The organism is Clostridium sp. Ade.TY, assembly GCF_000498355.1.
Taxonomy (GTDB): Bacteria; Bacillota; Clostridia; order Clostridiales; family Clostridiaceae; genus Clostridium.
The window spans coordinates 254,538-277,136 of the sequence record NZ_AVSV01000003.1; the positions used below are offsets into that span (position 1 = coordinate 254,538).

Below are 22,599 nucleotides of genomic sequence, written 5' to 3' on the forward strand. Positions count from 1 at the left end.
AGACTTTTAAAATATAACGTGTGGTAATTTAAAATGAATTTTAATAGGTTTATTTTAAATGGTCATATAGTTTGATTGAGTCAACAAAGGAGAAGATAAAAATGAATGGACAAGATTTAAACTTAAAAGCATTATTTTTAGGACCAAAATCAGAAAATAAAGAAACTTTCGAAAAGTATTTAACTATGTTATTTGAAGATCATAGTGAATGGAGAAAGAACTATCATCCAGAAGATAGACCAATTATAAAAAAATCAGATATGAATAGAGAAGATTTTGGAATTACATCAGATAAAATGGAAGAAGTTTTAACTGAATTATCAGTAATTTTAAGATCAAAATCATTACCATGGCATTCACCAAGATTCTTAGGACATATGAATTCAGAAACTTTAATGCCAGCATTATTAGGATATTTTGCAGCTATGTTATATAATGGAAACAACGTTGCTTATGAATCATCACCAGGAACTTCACAAATGGAAGAAGAAGTTGGAGCAGATTTTGCAAGACTTATGAGTTATGAAGAAGGAAAAGGTTGGGGACATATTTGTGCAGATGGATCAATAGCTAACTTAGAAGCTATTTGGTATGCAAGAAATATAAAATCATTACCACTTGCAATGAAAGAAGTTGCTAAAGAATTAGTTGAAGGAAAAACTGAATGGGAATTATTAAACATGTCAGTTGAAGAAATTTTAGATTTAGTTGCTAAAGTTCCTGAAAAATTAGATGAATTAAAAGCTAAATCAGCTAGAAGTGGTAAAAATTTAGACAAGCTTGGAAAATGGTTAGTTCCTCAAACTAAACACTATTCATGGCTTAAAGCTGCTGATATAATTGGTATCGGATTAGATCAAATTGAAGCTGTAGAAGTTACAGATCAATTTAGAATGAACACTGAAGCTCTTGAAAAACAAATAAGAGCAAATGCAGCTAATGGAATTCCAACTTTAGGAGTTGTTGCAGTTGTTGGGTCAACAGAAGAAGGAGCAGTTGATGATGTTCATAAAGTAATAGCTGTAAGAGATAAATTAGCTAAAGAAGGAATTAACTTCTATGTACATGTTGATGCTGCATATGGTGGATATGCTAGATCAATATTCTTAGATGAAGACTATAGTTTCATAGCTAAAGATGAATTAAAAGATAAATATTTAGAACATGGAGTATTCTTAAATGCTGAAACAGAATGGCCATCAGATGATACTTATGAAGCATTCAAGGCTATGAGTAAAGCAGATTCAATAACAATAGATCCACATAAAATGGGATACGTTCCATATGCAGCTGGTGGTATTGTTATAAAAGATAAGAGAATGAGAGATTCAATTTCATATTTTGCAACTTATGTATTTGAAAAAGGAATGGATATTCCAGCACTTCTTGGAGCATTTATGCTTGAAGGATCAAAGGCAGGAGCTACAGCTGCATCAGTTTGGACAGCTCATAGAGTATTACCATTAAATATAACTGGATATGGAAAACTTATTGGAGCAGGTATTGAAGGAGCATATAACTTATATACTTACTTTGAAGGAAAAGAATTTAAAGTTGGAGATAAGACTATAAAAATGCACAATTTAACAAGACCAGATTTTAATATGGTTGACTTTGTATTTAATGAAGAAGGAAATAAAGATTTAGCTAAAATGAATAAGTTAAATCATGATTTCTATGATGAAGCATCATATGTTGATGGTGGATTATATGATAATGACTTTATAACTTCACATACTGATTTCGCAGTACCAGATTACGGAAATAGTCCATTAAAATTCGTTGAAAGATGTGGAATTCCAGAATCAGAATGGAAGAAAGAAGAAAAAGTTACTATTTTAAGAGCTTGCGTACTTTCACCATTTATAAATGATAAAGAAACATTTAATGAATATATGGATAAAATACATTTAGCTATTCAAAAGAAATTAAATAAAATTTATGATGTAAGATAATAAATTCAAGATAGGATTGTTTAGTGCAATCCTATCTTTTATTTCAATGTAAAATTAAGTATATAAGTACAACAAAAATAGAGCAACCATTTAATTTAAATGGTTGCTTTATTTTTATAATATACTCATTATTATAGGAATTGTTATTATAGAAAATAATGTTGTTATAAACACTAATTTAGCAGCTAAATCTTTTTCTATATTATATTGAGTTGCAAAAGCTGAACATACTACAGCTGATGGAGTAGCTTCTAATAATATACAAATATTTTTAAGCAAGTAATCTGCTTTTATTAATGTAGCTAATATAAATATTAATATAGGAATTATTATTAGTTTAATAAAACTTATATAATAAACTATTGGTTCTTTGAAAATTTCCTTTATATTTAATTTACTAAGCATAGACCCAACTATAAGCATAGCTAAAGGGGTAGTCATATTACCTACTAATGATATAGCTTGAGAAATAGGATATGGAAGTTTATAGTTTGTTACTAATAAAATACTACCTAGTATTATAGCGATAATACCTGGATTTAATAAAATTTTTTTTATTGAGGCTGTTTTATTAGTTTTGAAATTAGTTTTATTAAATAACATAACTCCATAAGTGAAAAGTAGTATATTATAAGGAATTCCATAAATTGCAGTATAAAATACGCCTGTATTACCATAAAGTCCAGCCATAAGTGGATATCCCATGAATCCTGCATTTGAATATATAAGAGCGCATCTAGAAACTATTGATTTATCTTTATCATATTTTAAACAAAATAGTTTGCTTACTAATATTAGAAATATATGAATTACTGCTGAGTATATAAAGATAAGACATGCATTATGAATAACTTCTTTTGAAATATTATAATCAAATGAGGATAGTATTAAGAAGGGAAGGGCAATATTTAAAAGAAAATTAGATAGTGTTTTATTACCTTCATCAGTTATTATTTTCTTTTTACTTGCGTATATTCCAACAATGATAATCAAAAATAAAATTATAACTTGATTTATTATTGTGATATTCAATATATCATCTCCTATATTAAGTTTTAAAAGCATTAAAAAATAAAGGATATCGAAAAGCATTAAAATCGATATCCTTTATTATACATTAAAAATGAGTGACATATTTAAACATATTTTATTTTTAGCATTATTTTAACATTTTATAATTTATATTAATTATCTTTTATGAACAGTGTAGTGTATAAATTTTTAAATTTTCCGAACTAATTTAATTCATATAATTATAGTTAAATATTTAATTTTAAACTTAATCCCCTAAAAAAAGTTTTAAATTAAAATTTATATAATTATATTTATAATTTAATTTTTAATATTTAAAACATTATTTTAGTATTAATTTAGTAAATCCTTTTTTACCTTTTTTAATCATTGCGAATCCTTGATTAAAGTGATCTTTTTCCAAAGTTTTTCCGAAATCTTCAACTTTTTCATCGTTTATAGCTAATCCACCTTGAGTTACAAATCTCTTAGCTTCTGATTTTGATGGGAAAACTTCAGTTTCAACTAATATATCAATTAAGTTGTTTCCAAGTTTAATTTCTTCTAATTCGATAGTAGGTACGTGTTCTAAATCAACGCCACCTTCAAATAGTGCTTCTGAAGCTTTTAAAGCTTTTTCTGCTTCTTCTTCACCATGAACTAATTTAGTTACTTCGAATGCTAATCTCTTCTTAGCTTCGTTTATAGCAGCTCCTTCAACTGAGCATAATTCATTTATTTCATCAACTGGTACGAAAGTTAAAAGTTTTAAGCACTTTTCAACGTCAGCATCAGCTATGTTTCTCCAGTATTGGAAGAATTCAAATGGTGAAACTCTTTCAGGATCAAGCCATAAAGCTCCTCCAACAGTTTTACCCATTTTTTCACCTTCGCTGTTAGTAAGTAGAGTACAAGTCATAGCGTATACGCTTTCTCCTTTTTTCTTTCTTACTAAGTCAACACCAGCAATCATGTTTGACCATTGGTCGTCTCCACCAAGTTCCATCTTACAACCAAATTTTTCATTTAAAACTAAGAAGTCGTAAGCTTGCATTAACATGTAGTTAAATTCTAAGAATGATAAACCTCTATCAAGAGCAAATCTTCTCTTGAAAGCATCAGCAGCTAACATTTTGTTAACAGTGAAGTGTCCACCAACTTCTCTTAAGAAATCTATGTAGTTTAATCCTCTAAGCCAATCAGCATTGTTTACTAATATAGCTTTGTCATCTCCAAAATCTATGAATCTTGAAAGTTGTTTCTTTATTGATTCAACGTTATGATGAATTTGTTCATCAGTTAACATCTTTCTCATATCAGTTTTTCCACTTGGATCTCCGATAGTAACAGTACCACCACCAACAAGTACGATTGGTCTGTGTCCAGCTCTTTGCATATGAGCCATGAACATCATTGCTATAAAGTGACCAACGTGTAAGCTATCAGCTGTTGGGTCGAATCCAATGTAGAAAGTAACTTTCTCTTTTCCAAGTAATTCTCTTGTTTCTTCTTCATGTGTGAATTGTTTAATGTATCCACGTTCTTTTAAAACGTCTAAAACATTTCTTTCCATATCTCTAACCTCCAATAATTAATGTGATTTATATTTTTAGCATTAATTATTGACCTTCTGAAAAAAATACAATATAATAGTATTTGGGAAAAATCATATTGTAGAAGAACAATAATTATGCTTAATTATTAACTCTTTTATAGAGCTATATAAACATTGTTTATATAGTTTTTTTATTATGGTACAAATTATGAGTGAAAATTATTTTTATACAATAAAAAAACCCCATCCAATAAGGACGAGATTACTCACGCGGTACCACCTTAATTCGAAACATACAAAATATGTATGTAACATCTTAATAAGTTAATAACGGTTCTTAACCGATAGCATCTAATATTTATCAAAATATGATAAAGTTCAATGTATGACTCCAAGATGTATTCAAAATAAATGATTTAGCGCCTCTCATCAACCGGCAACTTTCTGTTAAACCTTAGATATTTTTACTTGTTCTTTTCATAGTCTTTAATATTATTTTTGTAAACAGCGGTTTGTTCTGCTACATGAACTCATTATAAACCTATAAATTTTTATAGTCAACAATATTTTTTTTATATTTTAGTTTAAATTAGCATTTAAGTACAAATTTTAGATTAAGTATCTGTAAATATATGTCTTGAGAATGAGGTGGATAAAGGGGTTTAATAAATTTTGTCATTTAAAAATTATTAATATTTATAGTGTATAATTTTATTATAAGATATTAAGTTGTATTAAAATTTAACACTTTTTTATGACTTAAATTAAAAATATTTTGATTTTAAGTTATAAATTTTGTATATAAATTAAAACTTTATATAATAGATAAAATTAAATAAGAAAGAGGTTTAAACATGAAAATATTAAAGTACTTATTAATATTTATTCCTATAAGTATTATTGCTGAATTTATGCATGTATCCCCAACAATAATATTTGTATTAGCAGCGCTTTCAATAATTCCTTTAGCAGGTCTTATGGGAGAGGCAACAGAAGAGATATCATTTTACACAGGTCCTAAAATAGGAGGGTTTTTAAATGCAACATTTGGAAATGCAACTGAACTTATAATATCATTTTTTGCATTAAAAAGTGGTTTGTTTGATGTAGTTAAGGCTTCTATTGCAGGTTCAGTTATAGGAAATGTTTTATTGGTTTTAGGTGCTAGTATGTTAGCTGGAGGGTTAAAATATAAAACTCAAAAGTTTAATAAAAAGATTATAGATGTAAGTTCAAGTATGCTTTTATTTGCTGTTATAGGTCTTAGTATTCCAGCAATATTTACACATACAGTTAGTAAAGATTTATTAAATACTAAGTATGAAGGTCTTAGTGTTATAGTAGCTATAATTATGTTTCTTATATACATATTAAGTTTAGTTTTTTCATTTTTTACTCATAAAGATTTATATACTTCAGAAGCAGAAGAAGGTGGAAAAGCTAAATGGTCAATGAAAAAATCAATTTTAGTTTTAGCTGTAGCCACTGTTTTAATTGCTATAGAAAGTGAATTTTTAGTAAGTGGGGTTGAACCTATAACTAAAACTTTAGGTTTAAGTGAATTTTTTGTTGGTATAATTTTAATACCTATAATAGGTAATGCTGCAGAACATAGCACTGCTATTGTTATGGCACTTAAAAATAAAATGGATGTTTCTGTTGAAATAGCTCTAGGATCAAGTCTTCAAATAATATTATTTGTTGCACCGGTTTTAGTGTTTTTAAGTTTAATATTTACACCAATGAGTATAGTATTTAATCCTTTTGAACTTGTTGCCTTAATAGTTGCAGTTTTAATAGCTAATAAGGTAGCTTTAGATGGAGAATCAAATTGGCTTGAAGGAGTACAGTTGTTGGCGGTTTATATTATAATAGCGGCTTCATTTTTTATAGTATAATATAGGTAATATTATAAAAGGTGGTTAGATTATGATTGATTTATTATCTAAAAGAAGAAGTATAAGAAAATATAAAGATAAGATGGTTGAAGATTTTAAGGTAGAACAAATACTTAGAGGAGCGCTTCTTGCTCCATCTTCAATGAATAAAAAACCAGTAGAATTTGTAGTGGTTAATGATAAATATACATTAAAACAATTAGAGGATTGTAAAGATAAAGGAACAATAGCTCTAAAGACAGCTCCATTAGCTATTGTAGTTATAGCTGATTTTGAAAAAAGCAATGTTTGGATTGAAGATGCATCTATTGCATCTTCAAATATTATGTTAGAAGCTGAAAATCTAGGGCTTGGAACTTGTTGGATACAGATTAGAAATAGACAAAATAATTGTATGGATTCAGAAGATGCTGTAAGAAAAGTATTAAATATACCAAGTAATATGGGAGTGTTGAATATAATTACTTTAGGTTATAAGGATGAAGAAAAAGCAAGTTATAATTTAGAGAATTTAAATTTTACAAAAATTCATTATAATAAATATTAATAAAATAAGAGCTTAAATATTAGTTTATAATTTAAGCTCTTATTACATTTGTATATGTATAAATGATATACTATTTAGAATGACATTTAGAAGGGAAGTAGATTGTTTTTGGAAAAATTATATTATATAGATCAATACATAAGGGAGTTTACAGCAGAAGTAGAAGATGTAAAAGAAAAAAATGGAGAGTATCATGTAGTATTAGATAAAAGTGCATTTTTCCCTGGAGGGGGAGGGCAACCTTGTGACTTAGGGTTTATAGAAAATTGCGAAGTAATAAATGTTTATGAAGAAGATGGAAATGTAATTCATGTATTAAATAAAAAACCAATAAAAATACATAAAGTAAAATGTAAAATAGATTGGAACAGAAGATTTGATTATATGCAACAACATTTAGCACAGCATACGCTTTCAGGATGTTTCTTTAAATTATTTAATCAAAATACTGCTGGAATTCATTTGGGAAAAGAAATAAGTACTATAGATATAGTAGGGGAACTTACAGAAGAAAAGATAAGAGAAGCAGAAAAATTTGCTAATAAAATGATAAATGAAAATTTAAAAGTTGAGTTTTTATTTCCAGAAAAAAGAGAACTTAAAAAGCTAGGTCTTAGAAGAGATTTACCTAAAACAAATGAAAAAATTAGAATAGTAAAAATAGAAGATCTTGATATAAATGCTTGCTGTGGAGTTCATCCAAGTAGAACAATAGAACTTCAATGTATTAAGCTTTTAAGATTTGAAAAGCATAAGGGAAATACAAGAATAGAATATTTAGCTGGAAATAGGGCAATAAATGATTATTTAAAAAAAGATGAATTTGTAAGAGATATATGCAATTTCTTAAGTTGTAATGATAAAGAAGCTATAAATAGCATAAAAAAATTAAACGAAGAAGTTAAAGAGTTAAATAGTAAAAATAGAAGTCTTACATTAGAAATTTCAGATTATAAAGGAAAAGAGCTTATAGAAAATTCCCCTAAGGTAGGAAATATATCTATAGTAAAAGAAATATATGATAATGAAGATGTAAAATATGTTAGTAAGATTGCTACAAAGCTTTCAGAAGGTGAAAATGTTATAGCTTTATTTGCAGTTAAAAATGGAGAAAGAGCAAATTTAATATATGCATGTTCAAAGGGAGTAAACATACGTATGAATGATTTACTTAAAGATTCAATTAGTTTAATTGATGGAAGAGGTGGTGGAACCTCAATACTTGCACAAGGTGGCGGTAAAAATAATAATAATTTAGAATCTGTATTAGATTATGCATTTATGAAAATAAGAGAAAGTTTAAAATAATAAATTAGGTGAATATATGAATATTTTTACTAATAATACATTTAAGATGGCAACGTCAGCAACTATAGCCATAATGATAGCAGAAGCCTTTGGTCTTAAGTTTGGTGTTACAGCAGGTATAATAGCAATACTTAGTATACAAAGAACGAAAAAAGAAGCTTTATTAGTTGGTTTTAGAAGGGTGATAGCAGCAACTATAGCAGTTGGATTATCTTATATTTTATATGTTATGCTTGGAAATAGCTCAATAGTATTTGGATTATTTTTAATTATATTTATTCCTGCCACAAAAATCTTAAAAGTAGAAGAAGGAATGGTTGTTGGAGCAGTTTTATCAACCCATTTACTTGTTAGTTCAAATATAGATTTAACATGGATAATAAATGAAGAAGCAGTTACTTTAATAGGTATAGGAGTGGCATCCATATTTAATTTGTATATGCCGTCTTTAAGCGATGAATTTAATAAAAATAAAGAAAAGATAGAAGAAATATATAGAGATATAATAAATGATATGTCAAAAAGTCTTTTAACAAAAGCTGTTCCAGTAAATGAAAGAAAAAGACTTAGAGAAGTAGAAAAAATAATAGAAAATACTAAAGAAATAGCTTATAAAATAAATAATAATTATATATTTAAAAATGAATATTACTATATAGATTATATAGAGATGAGAAACAAACAATTAGAAACGATAAAGAGAATGAATTCTCACTTTTCAAGATTTTCAATAACTTATGATCAAACAATAATAATGGCAAAATTTACTGAAAATATTGCAAATAATATATATTCAAATAATGATTGCATAGAACTTATATATAATTTAAATAAATTAAGAGTTAGATATAAGAGTATGGATCTTCCAAAAACAAGAGAAGAATTTGAGAATAGAGCTATGCTATTTCAATTTTTAAATGATTTAGAAGATTTTTTATATATAAAGAAAGATTTTATAAAGGTGTATAGAAATAAAAAATAGGGTTATCCATAACGAGAGAATAAAAATCTCTCGTTATTTTTTTATATATTTATAATATGCATTTTTCTTTCTTTAAAATAAACTGGAGTAAGGTTACATTCTTTTATAATATTTAATGCTATATCAAAGTTTTTTCCTATAGTATCTTTATCGTGTGAATCAGAACCTATAGTTACATATTTTCCTCCCAATTCATTATATCTTTTATATATAGAAATTAATGAATTTATAGCTTTTTCATCGTTGAATCTTCTAGTATTTACTTCTATAACTTTATTCTTTTCAAGTAAAACTTTAAAAATTTCATTTATATAGTCCTCATATTCAGATAAATATATATTATTATCATCAAATGGTAAATATCTGCAAGGGTAATCTATATGAGCTAATGAATCAAAGTTATCGAAAAGTTTTATATCATTTAGCATTTCTTCAAAGTATGATTTAAAGAAGGATTCTTTGGATAGGTTGTCCTTGTTAGGATCTGAAAAAATATCTACATCATTAATAGAATGTATTGAAGCTAAGATAAAGTCAAAAGGAAAAGAATTTGTAATCATAGTAGCTTCTTTAATTATAGTTTTAGAAAGACCTACTTCTATACCTAAAAGTAAATTTTCACTTCTATAATTTAAATATTTTTCAAAGAAAAGATTGCAATCAACTTTAAATAAACCTTCTACAGGATAATTTAAGTCTAAATGTTCTGTTAATATACATCCTATGTTAAAATTAGAAGATTTATCTAAAACTTCTGATAATAACATTTTACTATCAGAAGATAGTTCTGTATGCATATGGCTATCAAAAATCATAATTTTAAACACCTCCAAATTATATAAATTGCTTTTTTATATTATAGCATAGTATTATAATAAAGAAGATTAATGCCTATAATAAGGAGGATATATTATGAAAGAGTTATTTAAAATAAAAGATATGTCTTTTTATGAAGAAGATTTTTTAGATGATATTAATGAGTATGAGGATATAATTCCAATTATAAAAGAATTAGAAGAAAAATTAACTTATGAAAAAATTGAATGTGTAGAAATTAATGAATGTTGCAAAATAAGTAAGAAAAATTATTATGTTGAAATACATGGATATATAAATTCAAATGATGAATTTGTAACAAAAGAAGAGAAAGAGCAATATGAGAATGTTTTAAAAAATGAAACATTTGATCTTTTTGTTATAAGAGTATATAAATGTGTTGATTGTGGAAAGTGGATTATAGATATTTTAGAGTCAATGGATTAATATTTATTTTACGGGTGATTAATTCACCTGTTTTTTTATATAAAAAATATTGATTTTTATGGTATAAAAGGTATTATATATGTAAAAAGTAATGAGGTGGAGTTATTTGAAAGAAAAAATAAAAGAATTTATGAAACTAACAAAAGAATTTATTATAAAAAATAAAATAGTAGTAGTTTTTTCTGTATTAATATTATTTTTAATACTAGGATATATGGTAGGAAGTATCAATAGTAGCAAAGAAAGTGTAATGAAAAAATTTGCGATAGGACTTGAGGAAGGAAGTGCAAGTAAACTCAAAGATGTAATAAGAGTAAATAACAAAAAGATTTCAAAAAAGGAATTAAAACCATTAATAGATTATTATAAAGGTGAGAATTCTGAAGTTAATACTATAATAGATTCCTTAAACAGTACTGGAAAAAGTAAAGTGTTTGAACTCATTGAAGATAAAGGAATATTTTTTGATGATTACTATATAAATTTAAAAACTTTACAATTAAAAATCAATAGTAATTATAAAGATGCGTCTATTTATTTAAATGATAATAATATAAAGCAGGGTGAGGTAATAAAAAACTTAATTCCAGGTAGTTATAAAATAAGTGGTACTCTTAAAAATAAATATGGTGATATGAAAGCTACTGAAAATATTGTTTTAATGGATAATAAAGATATAGAGCTTAAATTGGATGGGATATTAGTTAGTGTAGAAAGTGAATTTAAAGATGCAAAAGTACTTATAAATGGAGAAGATAGTGGGATAAAAGTATCTGATTTTAAAAACATAGGGCCTATGCCATCAGATGGAAGTATTAAATTATCTTTAAGTAATGATTTTCCTTGGGGAACAATAACAGGTGAAGAAGTTACTTTAGAAGATGTTCCAAATGTGGCATTAAGTTTAAAAATAACTAATGATAAACTTTGGAGTGATATAGATAATAGTATGAATATATTTTATAAGAGTGTATTTAATTCTTTAAATAGTGAAGATAAAAATGAAATACAATTAACAACAGAAGATACTAAGAATAAAATATATTCTATATTAGAAGAAAAGTATTTTATACTAAAAAATAAATATACATTAATATCTTTAAATTTAGATAAAGATAAAAGTAATTTTCAATATAAAAATGGAGAATATGTAGGTACTGTTGTATGTGATGTCAATTATGATACTAGTAAAGTATTATTTGGAATTGGAAGAGAAGAAAAGAGTAAAAAGTTTTTAACGAAAGTAAAGTTTAAAGATAATCAATGGATAATAACAGATATAGAAAATTTTTCATTATAAAATAACTAATTATACATTAATTAATGTATGATTAGTTAAAAAATACATAACAAAAAAACCTGCACTAAAAATAGTACAGGTTAAAGGGTTATGTTCATTTAAGAAAGGGAATAAATGAACATTTTGTGGGGTTTATTTAAACTCTATAGCGTTTGCTAATAGAGTGGTATGGGCTGTTTTTTATTTTGATTTATTTGTTAATTTAATTATAACTAAAATAAAAAAATAAATCAAATAAAAAGATATAATTTTACTTTTTGTTAATATTTAGTTTAAAATGTATTTAAAAATAGAAAAATATAATTTATTAAGAAAATCATAAATTAAATATTAATAGTTATTATAATATTTTATATATGATAAAATATAGTTTAGAAATTAATTAAGGAGTAGAAAATTTATGTTAAGGTTAGAGAAAAAAACATACTTAAAAGATGCACCGGAATATGAAGGATATACAGAGAATGTAGCTAAGCTTACAAAAAAAGAACAAGACGAATTAGGAATAAGACAATGCAATTGCAAATGCAAAAATAAGAAAAATTTTATTATTTGATAAGATTTATATTATATAATAAATAATAATAGTTAGTAAATTTTAGGAGGGAATATTTTGGCGAAACCAAGTATTTTTAGTAGAGATTACGAAAGAAAAATGAAGAAAAGAAAAATAAAGATAACAATAGGGGTTATCTTAGCAGCTGTAGTTACTGGTGTATTAATTTATAAGTTTAAAATAGAAAATATGGATTTTTCAAATGTAAGAATGAAATTACAAGCATGGGTTGATAGTGACAATACTAATAATAGTACGCCTGAAACGCCAAAAGAAACAGTTAAGGAAACTCCTCCAAAACAAGAAGAAGTTAAAGAAGAGGCTCCAAAGAAAAAAGAACTTGAAGTAAAACTTGATAAGAATGATACTGTAAAATGTGAGTATGAAGAAAAAGATGGTAAAAAAACATTTGTAAGTATGGAAAAGAAAAAAGGAATGAGCTACGATATATCTCCTAATAAACAAATGATTTTAGTTTTAGATAAAAATCAAAATATGAAAACAATAGATATTGATGGGAAAGTTAAAGATATAACAAGAAAAGAATATGTATCTACTAAAGGAGAAAAATATCCAAAGAGTGTTATGTTAGAAAGATATAAAGATTATTTATGGCATGGAAATGCTAAATTTATAGATAATGATAACATAGCATATGTAAGTAATTTACCTTACTTTGGAAGTGCAGCAACAAAAGAATATATTTGGATTTACAATTTGAAAAATGGAACTCAGAAGATTGTACAAAAATCTGGTGGTAAAAATATTGAATTTGGGAAAATTGTAGATAAAAAAGGAATAGAAGTTAAAATTGATAAAAATGAATATATATTAAGTAATGAGGGAAGTATTTCAAGTGATAATACTTCAAAATAACTATATATAACAAATGGTTTGATAATAAGTAGAAATTTATGTTATAATAACGTAGTTAATAAATGTGATTAAAGAACTATTTTAGGAGGAAGAGCAAATGGAAGCTAAAATGGAAAAGATAGAAGCTAATGTTGTTAAGTTTGAAGTAAGAGTAGAGGCAGAAAAATTCACTGCTGCTTTAAATAAAGCATACAACAAAAATAAAAATAGATTCAGTGTACCTGGATTCAGAAAAGGTAAAGTACCAATGGCAATGGTTAAAAAGCACTACGGAGTAGAAGTACTTTTTGAAGATGCTATAAATACTGTAATAAGTGAAACATATCCAAAATTAATAGAAGAAAACAACTTAAGACCAGTTGATTTCCCAAAAGTAGATATTTTAGAAGTTGGAGAAGGTAAAGAATTAGTTTATACAGCTGAAGTTACTTTATATCCAGAAATCGAGCTTGGAGAATATAAGGGATTAAATGTTGAAAAGAAAGCTGTAGTTGTTGAAGATGTAGAAATCGAAGGACAATTAAAAAACATGCAACAACAAAATGCAAGAGTTGAAACTAAAGAAGATGGAGCTATTGAAAAAGGTGACATCGCTGTTATAGATTTCAAAGGATTCATCGATGGAGTTGCTTTTGAAGGTGGAGAAGGACATGATTATTCATTAGAAATAGGATCAGGTTCATTCATAGATAACTTCGAAGATCAATTAATTGGATTAAGCGTTGATGAAGAAAAAGAAGTTAAAGTTACTTTCCCAGAAAATTACGGAAGAGAAGAATTAAACGGAAAAGAAGCTACTTTCGAAGTTAAAGTAAAAGAAATAAAAGTAAAAGAATTACCAAAATTAGATGATGAATTTGCTAAAGAAGTATCAGAATTTGATACATTAGATGAATTAAAAGCAGATATCAAAGGAAAAATTGAAGAAACTAAAAAAGCTTCATTAGAAAGAGAATTTGAAGATGCTTTAATAACAGCTGTTATTGAAAATTCAAAAATGGAAATTCCTGAAATAATGGTAGAAAAAGAAATAGATAATATGGTTAAAGATCTTGAAAATAGATTAAAATACCAAGGATTATCATTAGATCAATATATGCAATTCACTGGAAGCACTGAAGAAAAAATGAGAGCTTACATGAAAGAAAATGCAGAAAAGAAAGTTAAAGCTGACTTAGTTTTAGAAGCTATAGCTAAAGCTGAAAAAATTGAAGCTACAGAAGAAGAAGTTAAGGAAAAAGCTACTGAAATAGCTAAAATGTATGCAGGAGATGAAGCTGAAAAAATGGCTGAAATGTTAATGCAAACTCAAAGAGCTATGATAGAAAAAGATATTATTGTTGCAAAAACAATAAAATTATTAGAAGATAACTGTAAATAGTTTTGATATATTAAAACTTAATAGATGTAACTATAAGATAATTGCCAGAAAAGTATTTTCTGGCAATTATTTCAAATAAAAACATTAACAAAAGAATAATCTTAGAGTATAATTTTATTTAAGTTACATTAAAGGAGGGGAACAATTATGAGTTTAGTTCCAATGGTTGTTGAACAAACTAATAGAGGAGAAAGAAGTTATGACATCTTCTCAAGACTATTAAAAGATAGAATAATAATGATTAATGGTGAAATAAATGATGTTACTTCAAATTTAGTAGTTGCACAATTATTATTTTTAGAAAGTGAAGATCCTGATAAAGATATTTATGTTTATATAAATAGTCCAGGTGGATCAATAACATCAGGTATGGCTATATATGACACTATGAAATATATAAAGCCAGATGTTTGCACAATATGTATAGGAATGGCAGCATCAATGGGAGCATTCTTACTTTCATCAGGACAAAAGGGTAAGAGATATGCACTTCCAAATGCTGAAATAATGATCCATCAACCATTAGGTGGATTCCAAGGTCAAGCAACAGACTTTGATATACATGCGAAGAGAATTCTAAGAATAAAAGATAAATTAAATCAAATACTAAGTGAGAATACAGGTAAGCCTTTAGAGCAAATAAAAGCAGATGTTGAAAGAGATTATTTCTTAGAAGCAGATGAAGCTATGGAATATGGATTAGTTGATAAAGTTATAACTAAGAATGAAATAGAAAAAGCTTAAGGTTTGCCGTACTAGTGAGGTGAAAATATGGCTAAATATGAAGAAAAGAAACAATTAAAGTGTTCTTTTTGTGGGAAGAGCCAAGATCAAGTTAAAAGATTAATAGCTGGTCCTGGTGTATATATTTGTGATGAGTGTATAGAATTATGCTCAGAGATAATTGAGGATGAGTTTGAAGAAACAAATGATGTAATTACAGAAGAATTACCAAAACCTCAAGAAATTAAAGAATACCTTGATTCATATGTTATAGGTCAAGATTCAGCTAAGAAATCATTAGCTGTTGCAGTATATAATCATTATAAAAGAATTAATAGCAAAAAATCATCAAACGATGAAGTTGAGCTTCAAAAAAGTAATATATTATTATTAGGACCAACAGGTTCAGGTAAAACATTACTAGCACAAACATTAGCTAAAGTATTAAATGTTCCATTTGCAATTGCAGATGCAACAACATTAACTGAGGCAGGATATGTTGGTGAAGATGTAGAAAATATTCTTTTAAAATTAATACAAAATGCTGACTTTGATATAGAAAAAGCTGAAAAAGGTATAATATATATTGATGAAATAGATAAGATTGCAAGAAAATCTGAAAATCCATCAATTACAAGAGATGTATCAGGAGAAGGAGTTCAACAAGCTCTTTTAAAGATATTAGAAGGAACTGTTGCATCAGTACCTCCACAAGGTGGAAGAAAACATCCACATCAAGATTTATTGCAAATAAATACTTCAAACATATTATTTATTTGTGGTGGAGCTTTTGATGGAATAGATAAAATAATAGAAAAGAGAACTAGAAAGAGTTCAATAGGATTTGGAGCAGATATTCAATCAAAACAAGAAAAAGATTTAGGAACATTATTTAAAGAAATAATGCCAGGAGATCTTTTAAAGTTTGGATTAATACCAGAATTTGTTGGTAGATTACCTATATTAGTAACTCTAGAATCTCTTGACAAAAAAGCTTTAGTTAAAATATTATGTGAACCTAAAAATGCTTTAGTTAAGCAATACAAAAAATTATTTGAGCTTGATGATGTAGAATTAGGATTTACAGAAAAGGCATTAGATGCAATAGCAGATGAAGCTATGAGCAGAAATACAGGAGCAAGAGGATTAAGATCTATAATAGAAGAAATGATGATGGATATAATGTTTGAAATTCCTTCAGATGAAAGAATAACAAAAGTAACTATCACAGAAGAGACTATTAAAAAAGGCTCAAAACCAGAAATTCAAAGATTGCCAGAAGGTGAGGTAAGACCTGCACTTGCTGAGAAATCATTAAAAAGTAAAGAAGATATGGAAACAGCTTAAATAAAAAACACTCTTTATAATAAGAGTGTTTTTTTCTTAATAGATAGAATTATTGAAAAAAGTTATGGTTATGGTATACTTATTAAGTCTAATAAAAATAATTATTAATATGGGAGGAAGACAGGTATGACAAATGAAAATATTCTTCCTTTAATTCCTCTAAGGGGAATAACTATTTTTCCGAATATGGTAACTCACTTTGATGTTGGAAGAGAAAAGTCAAAAGCAGCTGTTGAAGCAGCTATGCAAAATGGAGAGAAAATATTTTTGGCACCACAAAAAGATCCAGAAGTAGACGAACCTAAAAAAAGTGATATAAACAATGTAGGAACAATATGTGATATAAAACAGATAATAAAGCTACCTGATGATGTTATAAGAGTATTAGTTGAAGGTAAAGAAAGAGCTAAAATAAAGAAATATCAGGCTAAAAAAGTTTATTTGGAAGTTGAATTAGAGCGAATTAAAGAAGAAGAAGTAAAAGGCGTTGAAATAGAGGCATATATAAAATCATTAAAAAGTATATTTATAAAATTTATGAAGCTTACAGGAGAAAATTCTAAAGATATAATAAAAGCTATAGAGATTGACAATAAAGTTCATGAGTTTGTAGATATGGTAAGTACAGTTGCTATAACTAGAGAAGATTATAGACAAGAATTATTAGAAACTATAGATTTAAAGAAAAGAATTGAAAGAATGTTGGTTATGATTCATGAAGAAATTCAAATTATAACAATTCAAAAGAAAATTTCTAATAAGGTAAAAGAAAATACTGAAAAGAGTCAAAAAGAATATTATTTAAGAGAGCAGATGAAGGTTATCCAAGAGGAGCTTGGAGAAGACGATGAAGCAAAGAGTGAAATTAAAAAATATGAAGATAAAATCTCTAAAGCTAAAATGCCAAAAGAAGTTAAAGAAAAAGCTGAGTACGAGTTAAATAGATTAAAAAGTATGGGACCATCAAGTTCAGAAGAGGCTGTAATTAAAACATATCTTGATTGGATATTGGACATGCCTTGGAGCAAAAGTAGTAAAGACACAATTGATATAAAAAAGGCTGAAAATGTTATAAATAAAGAACATTATGGTTTAAAAGATGTAAAAACTAGAATTATTGAATATTTAGCAGTTAAGCAAATGAGTAAAAGTATGAAAGGACCTATACTTTGCTTAGTTGGACCACCAGGAGTAGGTAAGACATCAATAGCTAAATCAATAGCTGAAGCTATGAATAGAAAATATTCAAGAATAGCATTAGGTGGTATGAAAGATGAATCAGAAATAAGAGGTCATAGAAAAACTTATGTTGGAGCTATACCAGGTAGAATAGCATATTCATTAAAGGAAGCTGGAACAAATAATCCGCTTATACTATTTGATGAAATTGATAAAATTAGCTCTGATTACAAAGGAGATCCAGCTGATGCACTTCTTGAAGTTTTAGATAGTGAACAAAACTTTAATTTTAGAGATAATTATTTAGAATTACCAATTAATTTATCTAATGTATTTTTTATTGCAACAGCAAATAGTTTAGATACTATACCAAGAGCCCTACTTGACAGAATGGAAGTTATTGAGGTATCAGGATATACTTATGAAGAAAAATTCCATATAGCTAAAGATCATTTAATTCCAAAACTTTTAAAAGAACATAATTTAAAAGATGAGAATTTGAAAATAAGTGATTCTGCTATAAAGGAAATAATAGAAGGATATACTAGAGAATCAGGTGTTAGAAGTTTAAAAAGAGTTATATCTTCTATTATTAGAAAATCTATAACAGAGATGATAAAGAAAAATAAAGAGAAAATAAGTATAAATTCTAAAAAAGTGGAGAGTCTATTAGGTAAAAAAATATTTAACTATGATAAGGTTGATATGGAAGATAAAATAGGTGTTGTTACAGGTCTTGCATGGACTGCTTATGGTGGAGATACACTTCCAGTAGAAACTATGGTTATGGAAGGTACAGGTAAATTGCAATTAACAGGTAAGCTTGGTGATGTTATGCAAGAATCAGCAAAAGCAGCAGTTACTTATGTAAGGGCTAATGCAGCGAAGTATGGAATAGACTTAGATTTTTATAAAAATAAAGATATTCATATACATGTTCCAGAAGGAGCAGTTCCAAAAGACGGGCCATCTGCTGGAGTTACTATGATAACTTCATTAGTTTCAGCATTATCAAAGAAACAAGTTAAACATAATGTGGCAATGACAGGAGAAATAACTTTAACAGGAAGAGTATTACCAATAGGTGGACTTAAAGAAAAGTCACTTGCAGCTGTTAGAGCAGGAGTAGATACTATAATAATTCCTAAAGGAAATGAAAAAGATATAGATAGTATACCAGTTTCAGTAAAAAAAGGATTAAATATAATAGTTGCAGAACAAATTGATACTGTTTTAAATAATGCAATAGTAAAATAATTGGAGTGATAAACGTGAGAATAAAACAATCTGAATTTATAACATCGGCAGTTAAGCAAAGTCAATATCCTATAGATAATAGAGTTGAAGTTGCTTTTGTTGGTAGATCAAATGTTGGTAAAAGCTCAATAATAAATGCCTTAACTAATAGAAGAAAATTAGCTAAAGTAAGTCAAACTCCAGGAAAAACTAGACTTATAAATTTCTTTTTAATAAATAATGATTTTTATTTAGTTGACTTACCTGGATATGGTTATGCTAAAGTTTCTAAAAAGGAAAAAGAGAGCTGGGGAAAAGTTATTGAAACATATTTAAATGGAAGAGAAGAATTAAAAAGAGTAATTCTTCTAGTTGATTCAAGACATAAGCCAACAGCAGATGATGTTATGATGCATGAGTGGATAAAACACTATGGTTATGACGTAATAGTTGTAGCAACAAAAAGTGATAAATTATCTAATAATAATTTAAGAAAGAGTGAAAAAGTAATAAGAGAAACTCTTAAATTAAGTAAAGATGATAAATTATATTTTTATTCATCACTTACTAAAAAAGGCACAGAACAAATAATAGAAAATTTATTTGGTGATGTAGCAGAAGATACTGAATAATAATAAAAAGGTTTAAAGAAGTTAAATATAACTTTCTTTAAACCTTTTTTATTTTGTAGAACTTTATCTTAATTTTAAAAATTAGTGTCAAATAGTTTATCTAGGAATAATATATAGTATAAAAACAAATAAGGAGGAGGTCAGAGGAGATATATGGAAATTAATGATATCCTAAATGGCTTCAGTGATTGTCCAGATTCAAATGATTGCGATTGTAATGACGATTATTGCGGTTTTGATGACAGTGAATTTGATTGCAATTTTGATGATGGAAGAGAAGACTGCGGATTTTGTGGAAACAATTTTAATTGTGGAAATAGCTGCGGTTGTGGAAATAATAACTCATGGCTTCTATTAATATTGTTATTAGCTTGTTGTGGAGGCCAAGGAAATAATTATGGATATGGAGGGTATAATGACATGAGTAAAAATTGTTGTTGTTGTTGTTGCGATGAACCTAAATTCAAGAAAGTAAAACAAACAGTATATGTACCAGAATGTGGATTACAAAGTGCTAATGCTTATCCAGCTGCTCCAGCTTATGATGGATTCGGATGTGGCGGATTTGGTGGTTCTTGGTGGTGGATTATAATACTATTAATATTCTTCTGCGGATGGGGCAATGGCTGTGGAAATGGTGGATTTGGAAACTGTGGAAACAACTGCGGATGCGGAAATAATAATTGTGGATGTTAATAAAAGAAGAGAATAGATAAAGGAGGAATTTTGTATGTCACACAAAAGTTGTTGTTGTAATGATAGAACAATCGTAGTTTCACCTTATGCTGAAGCTCCAGCTCAATATGGGTATGGTGGATTCGGCGGATGCGGAAGCTGGTGGTGGATTATCATATTATTAATCTTATTCTGTGGATTTGGTAATAATGGATTTGGAAACTGTGGTGGATGTAATGATGGATGCGGAAACGGCTGTGGAAACGGAAACAATTGGTGGATTATATTAATATTACTTTTCTGTTGCTGTGGATGTGGAACAGGTTACGGTAGATACTAATTAGTATAATAAAAACAAATTAATCAATTTAATATAGATTGATAATTGTTGGAGGGTTTTATACCCTCCAAAAAAATGTGCAAAAATAATAACCAATATAAAGGATATACATATAATAGAATTAAAGCAGTTCTTTGGGAGGAGCTAAAATGGCTAAAAAAAGACATAGAAGTAAGAGTGATTCTAATGAAGCACAAATGCCATTAAATGATTTGAGTAATAATCCTTTTGGTATAGACCCAAATCAACTTATGGGGATGTTAGGAAATATAGATCAAAATAAATTAAACAACATAATTGCATCTATGGAGAAAGAAGGAATTGATTTAAGTTCATTTCCGCCTGTGAATGGATTTAATAATGGAAATCAGATGAATAATAATAATCAAAATAATAACGGAAATATGAATCAGAACACGAATCAGAATATTAATCCAATGGAATTTCTTAATAATATGGGTGCCAATATGGGGAATTTTAATGGTAATGCAATGAATAATATGAGTAACTTAAATCCTATGGCAATTATAACTCAACTTATGAATAATATGAACAATCAGAATAACCAAAATAATCAAAACAACCAAAATAAAAATAATAAGAAAAAAAGTAATAAATATAATACAGGAGATCCTAATATGGACATGTTATTAGCACTTAGAAATTCAGTATCAGGAGAGCGAGTTGAATTTGTTGATAAAATTATAGGCTTATATAAAAAAGGAGATTTGGATTAAAAATATTGTATAAAACTTTTATATAACGTCAATAATATAATTGTAACGGAGAAATGTTCTCCTACAAGCTATATTATTTTTAATATAGCACCCCCCCATCCCCCTTTTAGGCCGCAATAGCGGCCTTTTATTTATTTTATACTAGATATTTTAAATGAGTTATTTTCATCTCTAGATGAATCAACTTTCAATATAAAGGATTCTTTTTTATTAGAATATTTATTAATTTTTTCAAAGTGCAAGGACCAAGATAAGTTTTGTAAAATTCCATCTTCGTCAACTTCGTTATCATAGAAAAATGCATTTTTAAATAAATATCTAAATTCATCTTTATTTAATGACCATATAGGAGATATTGAATTATCATCTGCATGTTTATGAAAAATATTTGGATAATCAATGACTTCATATTCTAAAGAAATAATATCAATTAATTTCAAAATTTCATATACACCAGGTGTTTTATTTGAATTTTTAGTTATATCCACTAAATTATCATTTATAATCATAAAGTTTTTAAATGAATTATTTAAATTAGAATTATTAAAAAAAGTTACTTGAGGCGTTCTATTAAGATTAGAATCTATAATTCCAGATATGTTGCTATTACATGAATATTCTAATTTAAATTTTGTATCTTTATAAGAAAATAAATATGTTATAGGTTCATTGTTTAAGTAACCTTGAACTAATATTTCAGGTTTATTGTCTCTTGAAATATTTAATAATCTAACTGTTAAGTAATATGAGTTACTACAATCAGATAAGTAATTATTATTAGTTAAAGAGCTTAGAAAAAAAGTTTTATTATTTGTAGTTATCTCAATATCCTGTTTAGTATCATCTATTTTGACTACTTTTATACTTTCAAAATTACTATCTCCATTTAAATCTACATTTGAATTATTTTGTAATACAGTTGGAGAATTTATTTCAAGTGTTTCTTTATAATTAATTTTAACTATATATACAATAAACAAAATGGATAAAGAAAGAAAAAATATTGTAACTATATATTTTGAAATTTTACTCATGTAAAAAACCTCCTTTAATAAAGTATATGAACTATATATAATTTAATGAATATTTAGGCAAACT

Annotated in this window: 21 protein-coding genes and 1 other annotated feature; of the genes, 17 read left to right on the forward strand and 4 right to left on the reverse strand. The window is 26.9% G+C overall.

Annotation, left to right across the window (positions count from 1 at the left end; translation table 11 throughout):
- Window positions 1-101 precede the first annotated feature (101 nt).
- A complete protein-coding gene (gene tdc, locus O212_RS0101895; protein WP_024613481.1) occupies window positions 102-1,955 on the forward strand; it encodes a tyrosine decarboxylase in 1,854 nt (617 codons plus the stop codon).
- Between the two features lie 114 nt (window positions 1,956-2,069).
- Here the strand turns inward: tdc and O212_RS0101900 are convergent, their stop codons facing one another.
- The gene (locus O212_RS0101900; protein ID WP_024613482.1) at window positions 2,070-2,987 is read right to left on the reverse strand and encodes an AEC family transporter; all 918 of its coding nucleotides are present in this window, start codon (window positions 2,985-2,987) and stop codon (window positions 2,070-2,072) included.
- Window positions 2,988-3,309: 322 nt separating this feature from the next.
- On the reverse strand, window positions 3,310-4,539 hold the full coding sequence (tyrS, locus tag O212_RS0101905; protein ID WP_024613483.1) for a tyrosine--tRNA ligase: 1,230 nt from the start codon (window positions 4,537-4,539) through the stop codon (window positions 3,310-3,312).
- A 231-nt stretch (window positions 4,540-4,770) separates the two neighbouring features.
- Window positions 4,771-5,011, reverse strand: a binding site (T-box leader).
- A 364-nt stretch (window positions 5,012-5,375) separates the two neighbouring features.
- Between tyrS and cax the strand changes: the two genes are divergently transcribed.
- From cax to O212_RS0101925, 4 genes are all read left to right on the forward strand, one after another.
- Window positions 5,376-6,419 (forward strand): calcium/proton exchanger, encoded by a 1,044-nt coding sequence (gene cax, locus O212_RS0101910; protein ID WP_024613484.1) that lies wholly within the window; start codon window positions 5,376-5,378, stop codon window positions 6,417-6,419.
- A 31-nt stretch (window positions 6,420-6,450) separates the two neighbouring features.
- Window positions 6,451-6,966 carry a nitroreductase family protein gene (locus tag O212_RS0101915; protein WP_024613485.1) on the forward strand — a complete coding sequence of 172 codons (516 nt, stop codon included), beginning with the start codon at window positions 6,451-6,453 and terminating at the stop codon, window positions 6,964-6,966.
- Between the two features lie 108 nt (window positions 6,967-7,074).
- Window positions 7,075-8,274: a DHHA1 domain-containing protein gene (locus O212_RS0101920; protein WP_024613486.1), complete on the forward strand. Its 1,200-nt coding sequence runs from the start codon at window positions 7,075-7,077 to the stop codon at window positions 8,272-8,274.
- 16 nt (window positions 8,275-8,290) lie between these two features.
- On the forward strand, window positions 8,291-9,256 hold the full coding sequence (locus tag O212_RS0101925) for an aromatic acid exporter family protein (RefSeq protein WP_024613487.1): 966 nt from the start codon (window positions 8,291-8,293) through the stop codon (window positions 9,254-9,256).
- 41 nt (window positions 9,257-9,297) lie between these two features.
- Here the strand turns inward: O212_RS0101925 and O212_RS0101930 are convergent, their stop codons facing one another.
- Window positions 9,298-10,071 (reverse strand): histidinol phosphate phosphatase, encoded by a 774-nt coding sequence (locus O212_RS0101930; RefSeq protein ID WP_029699104.1) that lies wholly within the window; start codon window positions 10,069-10,071, stop codon window positions 9,298-9,300.
- Window positions 10,072-10,168: 97 nt separating this feature from the next.
- Here O212_RS0101930 and O212_RS0101935 point away from each other — a divergent pair, with 97 nt between their 5' ends.
- From O212_RS0101935 to O212_RS0101995, 12 genes are all read left to right on the forward strand, one after another.
- Window positions 10,169-10,519 (forward strand): hypothetical protein, encoded by a 351-nt coding sequence (locus tag O212_RS0101935; RefSeq protein WP_024613489.1) that lies wholly within the window; start codon window positions 10,169-10,171, stop codon window positions 10,517-10,519.
- Between the two features lie 106 nt (window positions 10,520-10,625).
- A complete protein-coding gene (locus O212_RS0101940) occupies window positions 10,626-11,819 on the forward strand; it encodes a hypothetical protein (protein ID WP_024613490.1) in 1,194 nt (397 codons plus the stop codon).
- 400 nt (window positions 11,820-12,219) lie between these two features.
- The gene (locus O212_RS16800) at window positions 12,220-12,375 is read left to right on the forward strand and encodes a hypothetical protein (RefSeq protein ID WP_173391471.1); all 156 of its coding nucleotides are present in this window, start codon (window positions 12,220-12,222) and stop codon (window positions 12,373-12,375) included.
- Window positions 12,376-12,432: 57 nt separating this feature from the next.
- On the forward strand, window positions 12,433-13,251 hold the full coding sequence (locus tag O212_RS16630; RefSeq protein ID WP_024613491.1) for a hypothetical protein: 819 nt from the start codon (window positions 12,433-12,435) through the stop codon (window positions 13,249-13,251).
- A gap of 97 nt (window positions 13,252-13,348) precedes the next feature.
- Entirely contained in the window at window positions 13,349-14,632 is a 1,284-nt protein-coding gene (tig, locus tag O212_RS0101955; RefSeq protein ID WP_024613492.1) for a trigger factor, read from the forward strand.
- Between the two features lie 147 nt (window positions 14,633-14,779).
- A complete protein-coding gene (clpP, locus tag O212_RS0101960; protein WP_024613493.1) occupies window positions 14,780-15,376 on the forward strand; it encodes an ATP-dependent Clp endopeptidase proteolytic subunit ClpP in 597 nt (198 codons plus the stop codon).
- 27 nt (window positions 15,377-15,403) lie between these two features.
- Window positions 15,404-16,702: an ATP-dependent Clp protease ATP-binding subunit ClpX gene (gene clpX / locus O212_RS0101965; RefSeq protein WP_024613494.1), complete on the forward strand. Its 1,299-nt coding sequence runs from the start codon at window positions 15,404-15,406 to the stop codon at window positions 16,700-16,702.
- 126 nt (window positions 16,703-16,828) lie between these two features.
- Window positions 16,829-19,138, forward strand: coding sequence for an endopeptidase La (gene lon / locus O212_RS0101970; RefSeq protein ID WP_029699105.1), 2,310 nt, complete (start codon window positions 16,829-16,831; stop codon window positions 19,136-19,138).
- 14 nt (window positions 19,139-19,152) lie between these two features.
- Window positions 19,153-19,749 carry a ribosome biogenesis GTP-binding protein YihA/YsxC gene (gene yihA, locus O212_RS0101975; RefSeq protein ID WP_024613495.1) on the forward strand — a complete coding sequence of 199 codons (597 nt, stop codon included), beginning with the start codon at window positions 19,153-19,155 and terminating at the stop codon, window positions 19,747-19,749.
- A 153-nt stretch (window positions 19,750-19,902) separates the two neighbouring features.
- The gene (locus tag O212_RS15840; protein ID WP_024613496.1) at window positions 19,903-20,445 is read left to right on the forward strand and encodes a hypothetical protein; all 543 of its coding nucleotides are present in this window, start codon (window positions 19,903-19,905) and stop codon (window positions 20,443-20,445) included.
- Between the two features lie 34 nt (window positions 20,446-20,479).
- A complete protein-coding gene (locus O212_RS0101990) occupies window positions 20,480-20,764 on the forward strand; it encodes a hypothetical protein (protein ID WP_024613497.1) in 285 nt (94 codons plus the stop codon).
- A gap of 149 nt (window positions 20,765-20,913) precedes the next feature.
- Entirely contained in the window at window positions 20,914-21,501 is a 588-nt protein-coding gene (locus O212_RS0101995) for a hypothetical protein (protein ID WP_024613498.1), read from the forward strand.
- Window positions 21,502-21,632: 131 nt separating this feature from the next.
- On the opposite strand, the gene O212_RS0102000 is transcribed toward O212_RS0101995, so the two are convergent.
- A complete protein-coding gene (locus O212_RS0102000; protein ID WP_024613499.1) occupies window positions 21,633-22,535 on the reverse strand; it encodes a hypothetical protein in 903 nt (300 codons plus the stop codon).
- Window positions 22,536-22,599 lie beyond the last annotated feature (64 nt).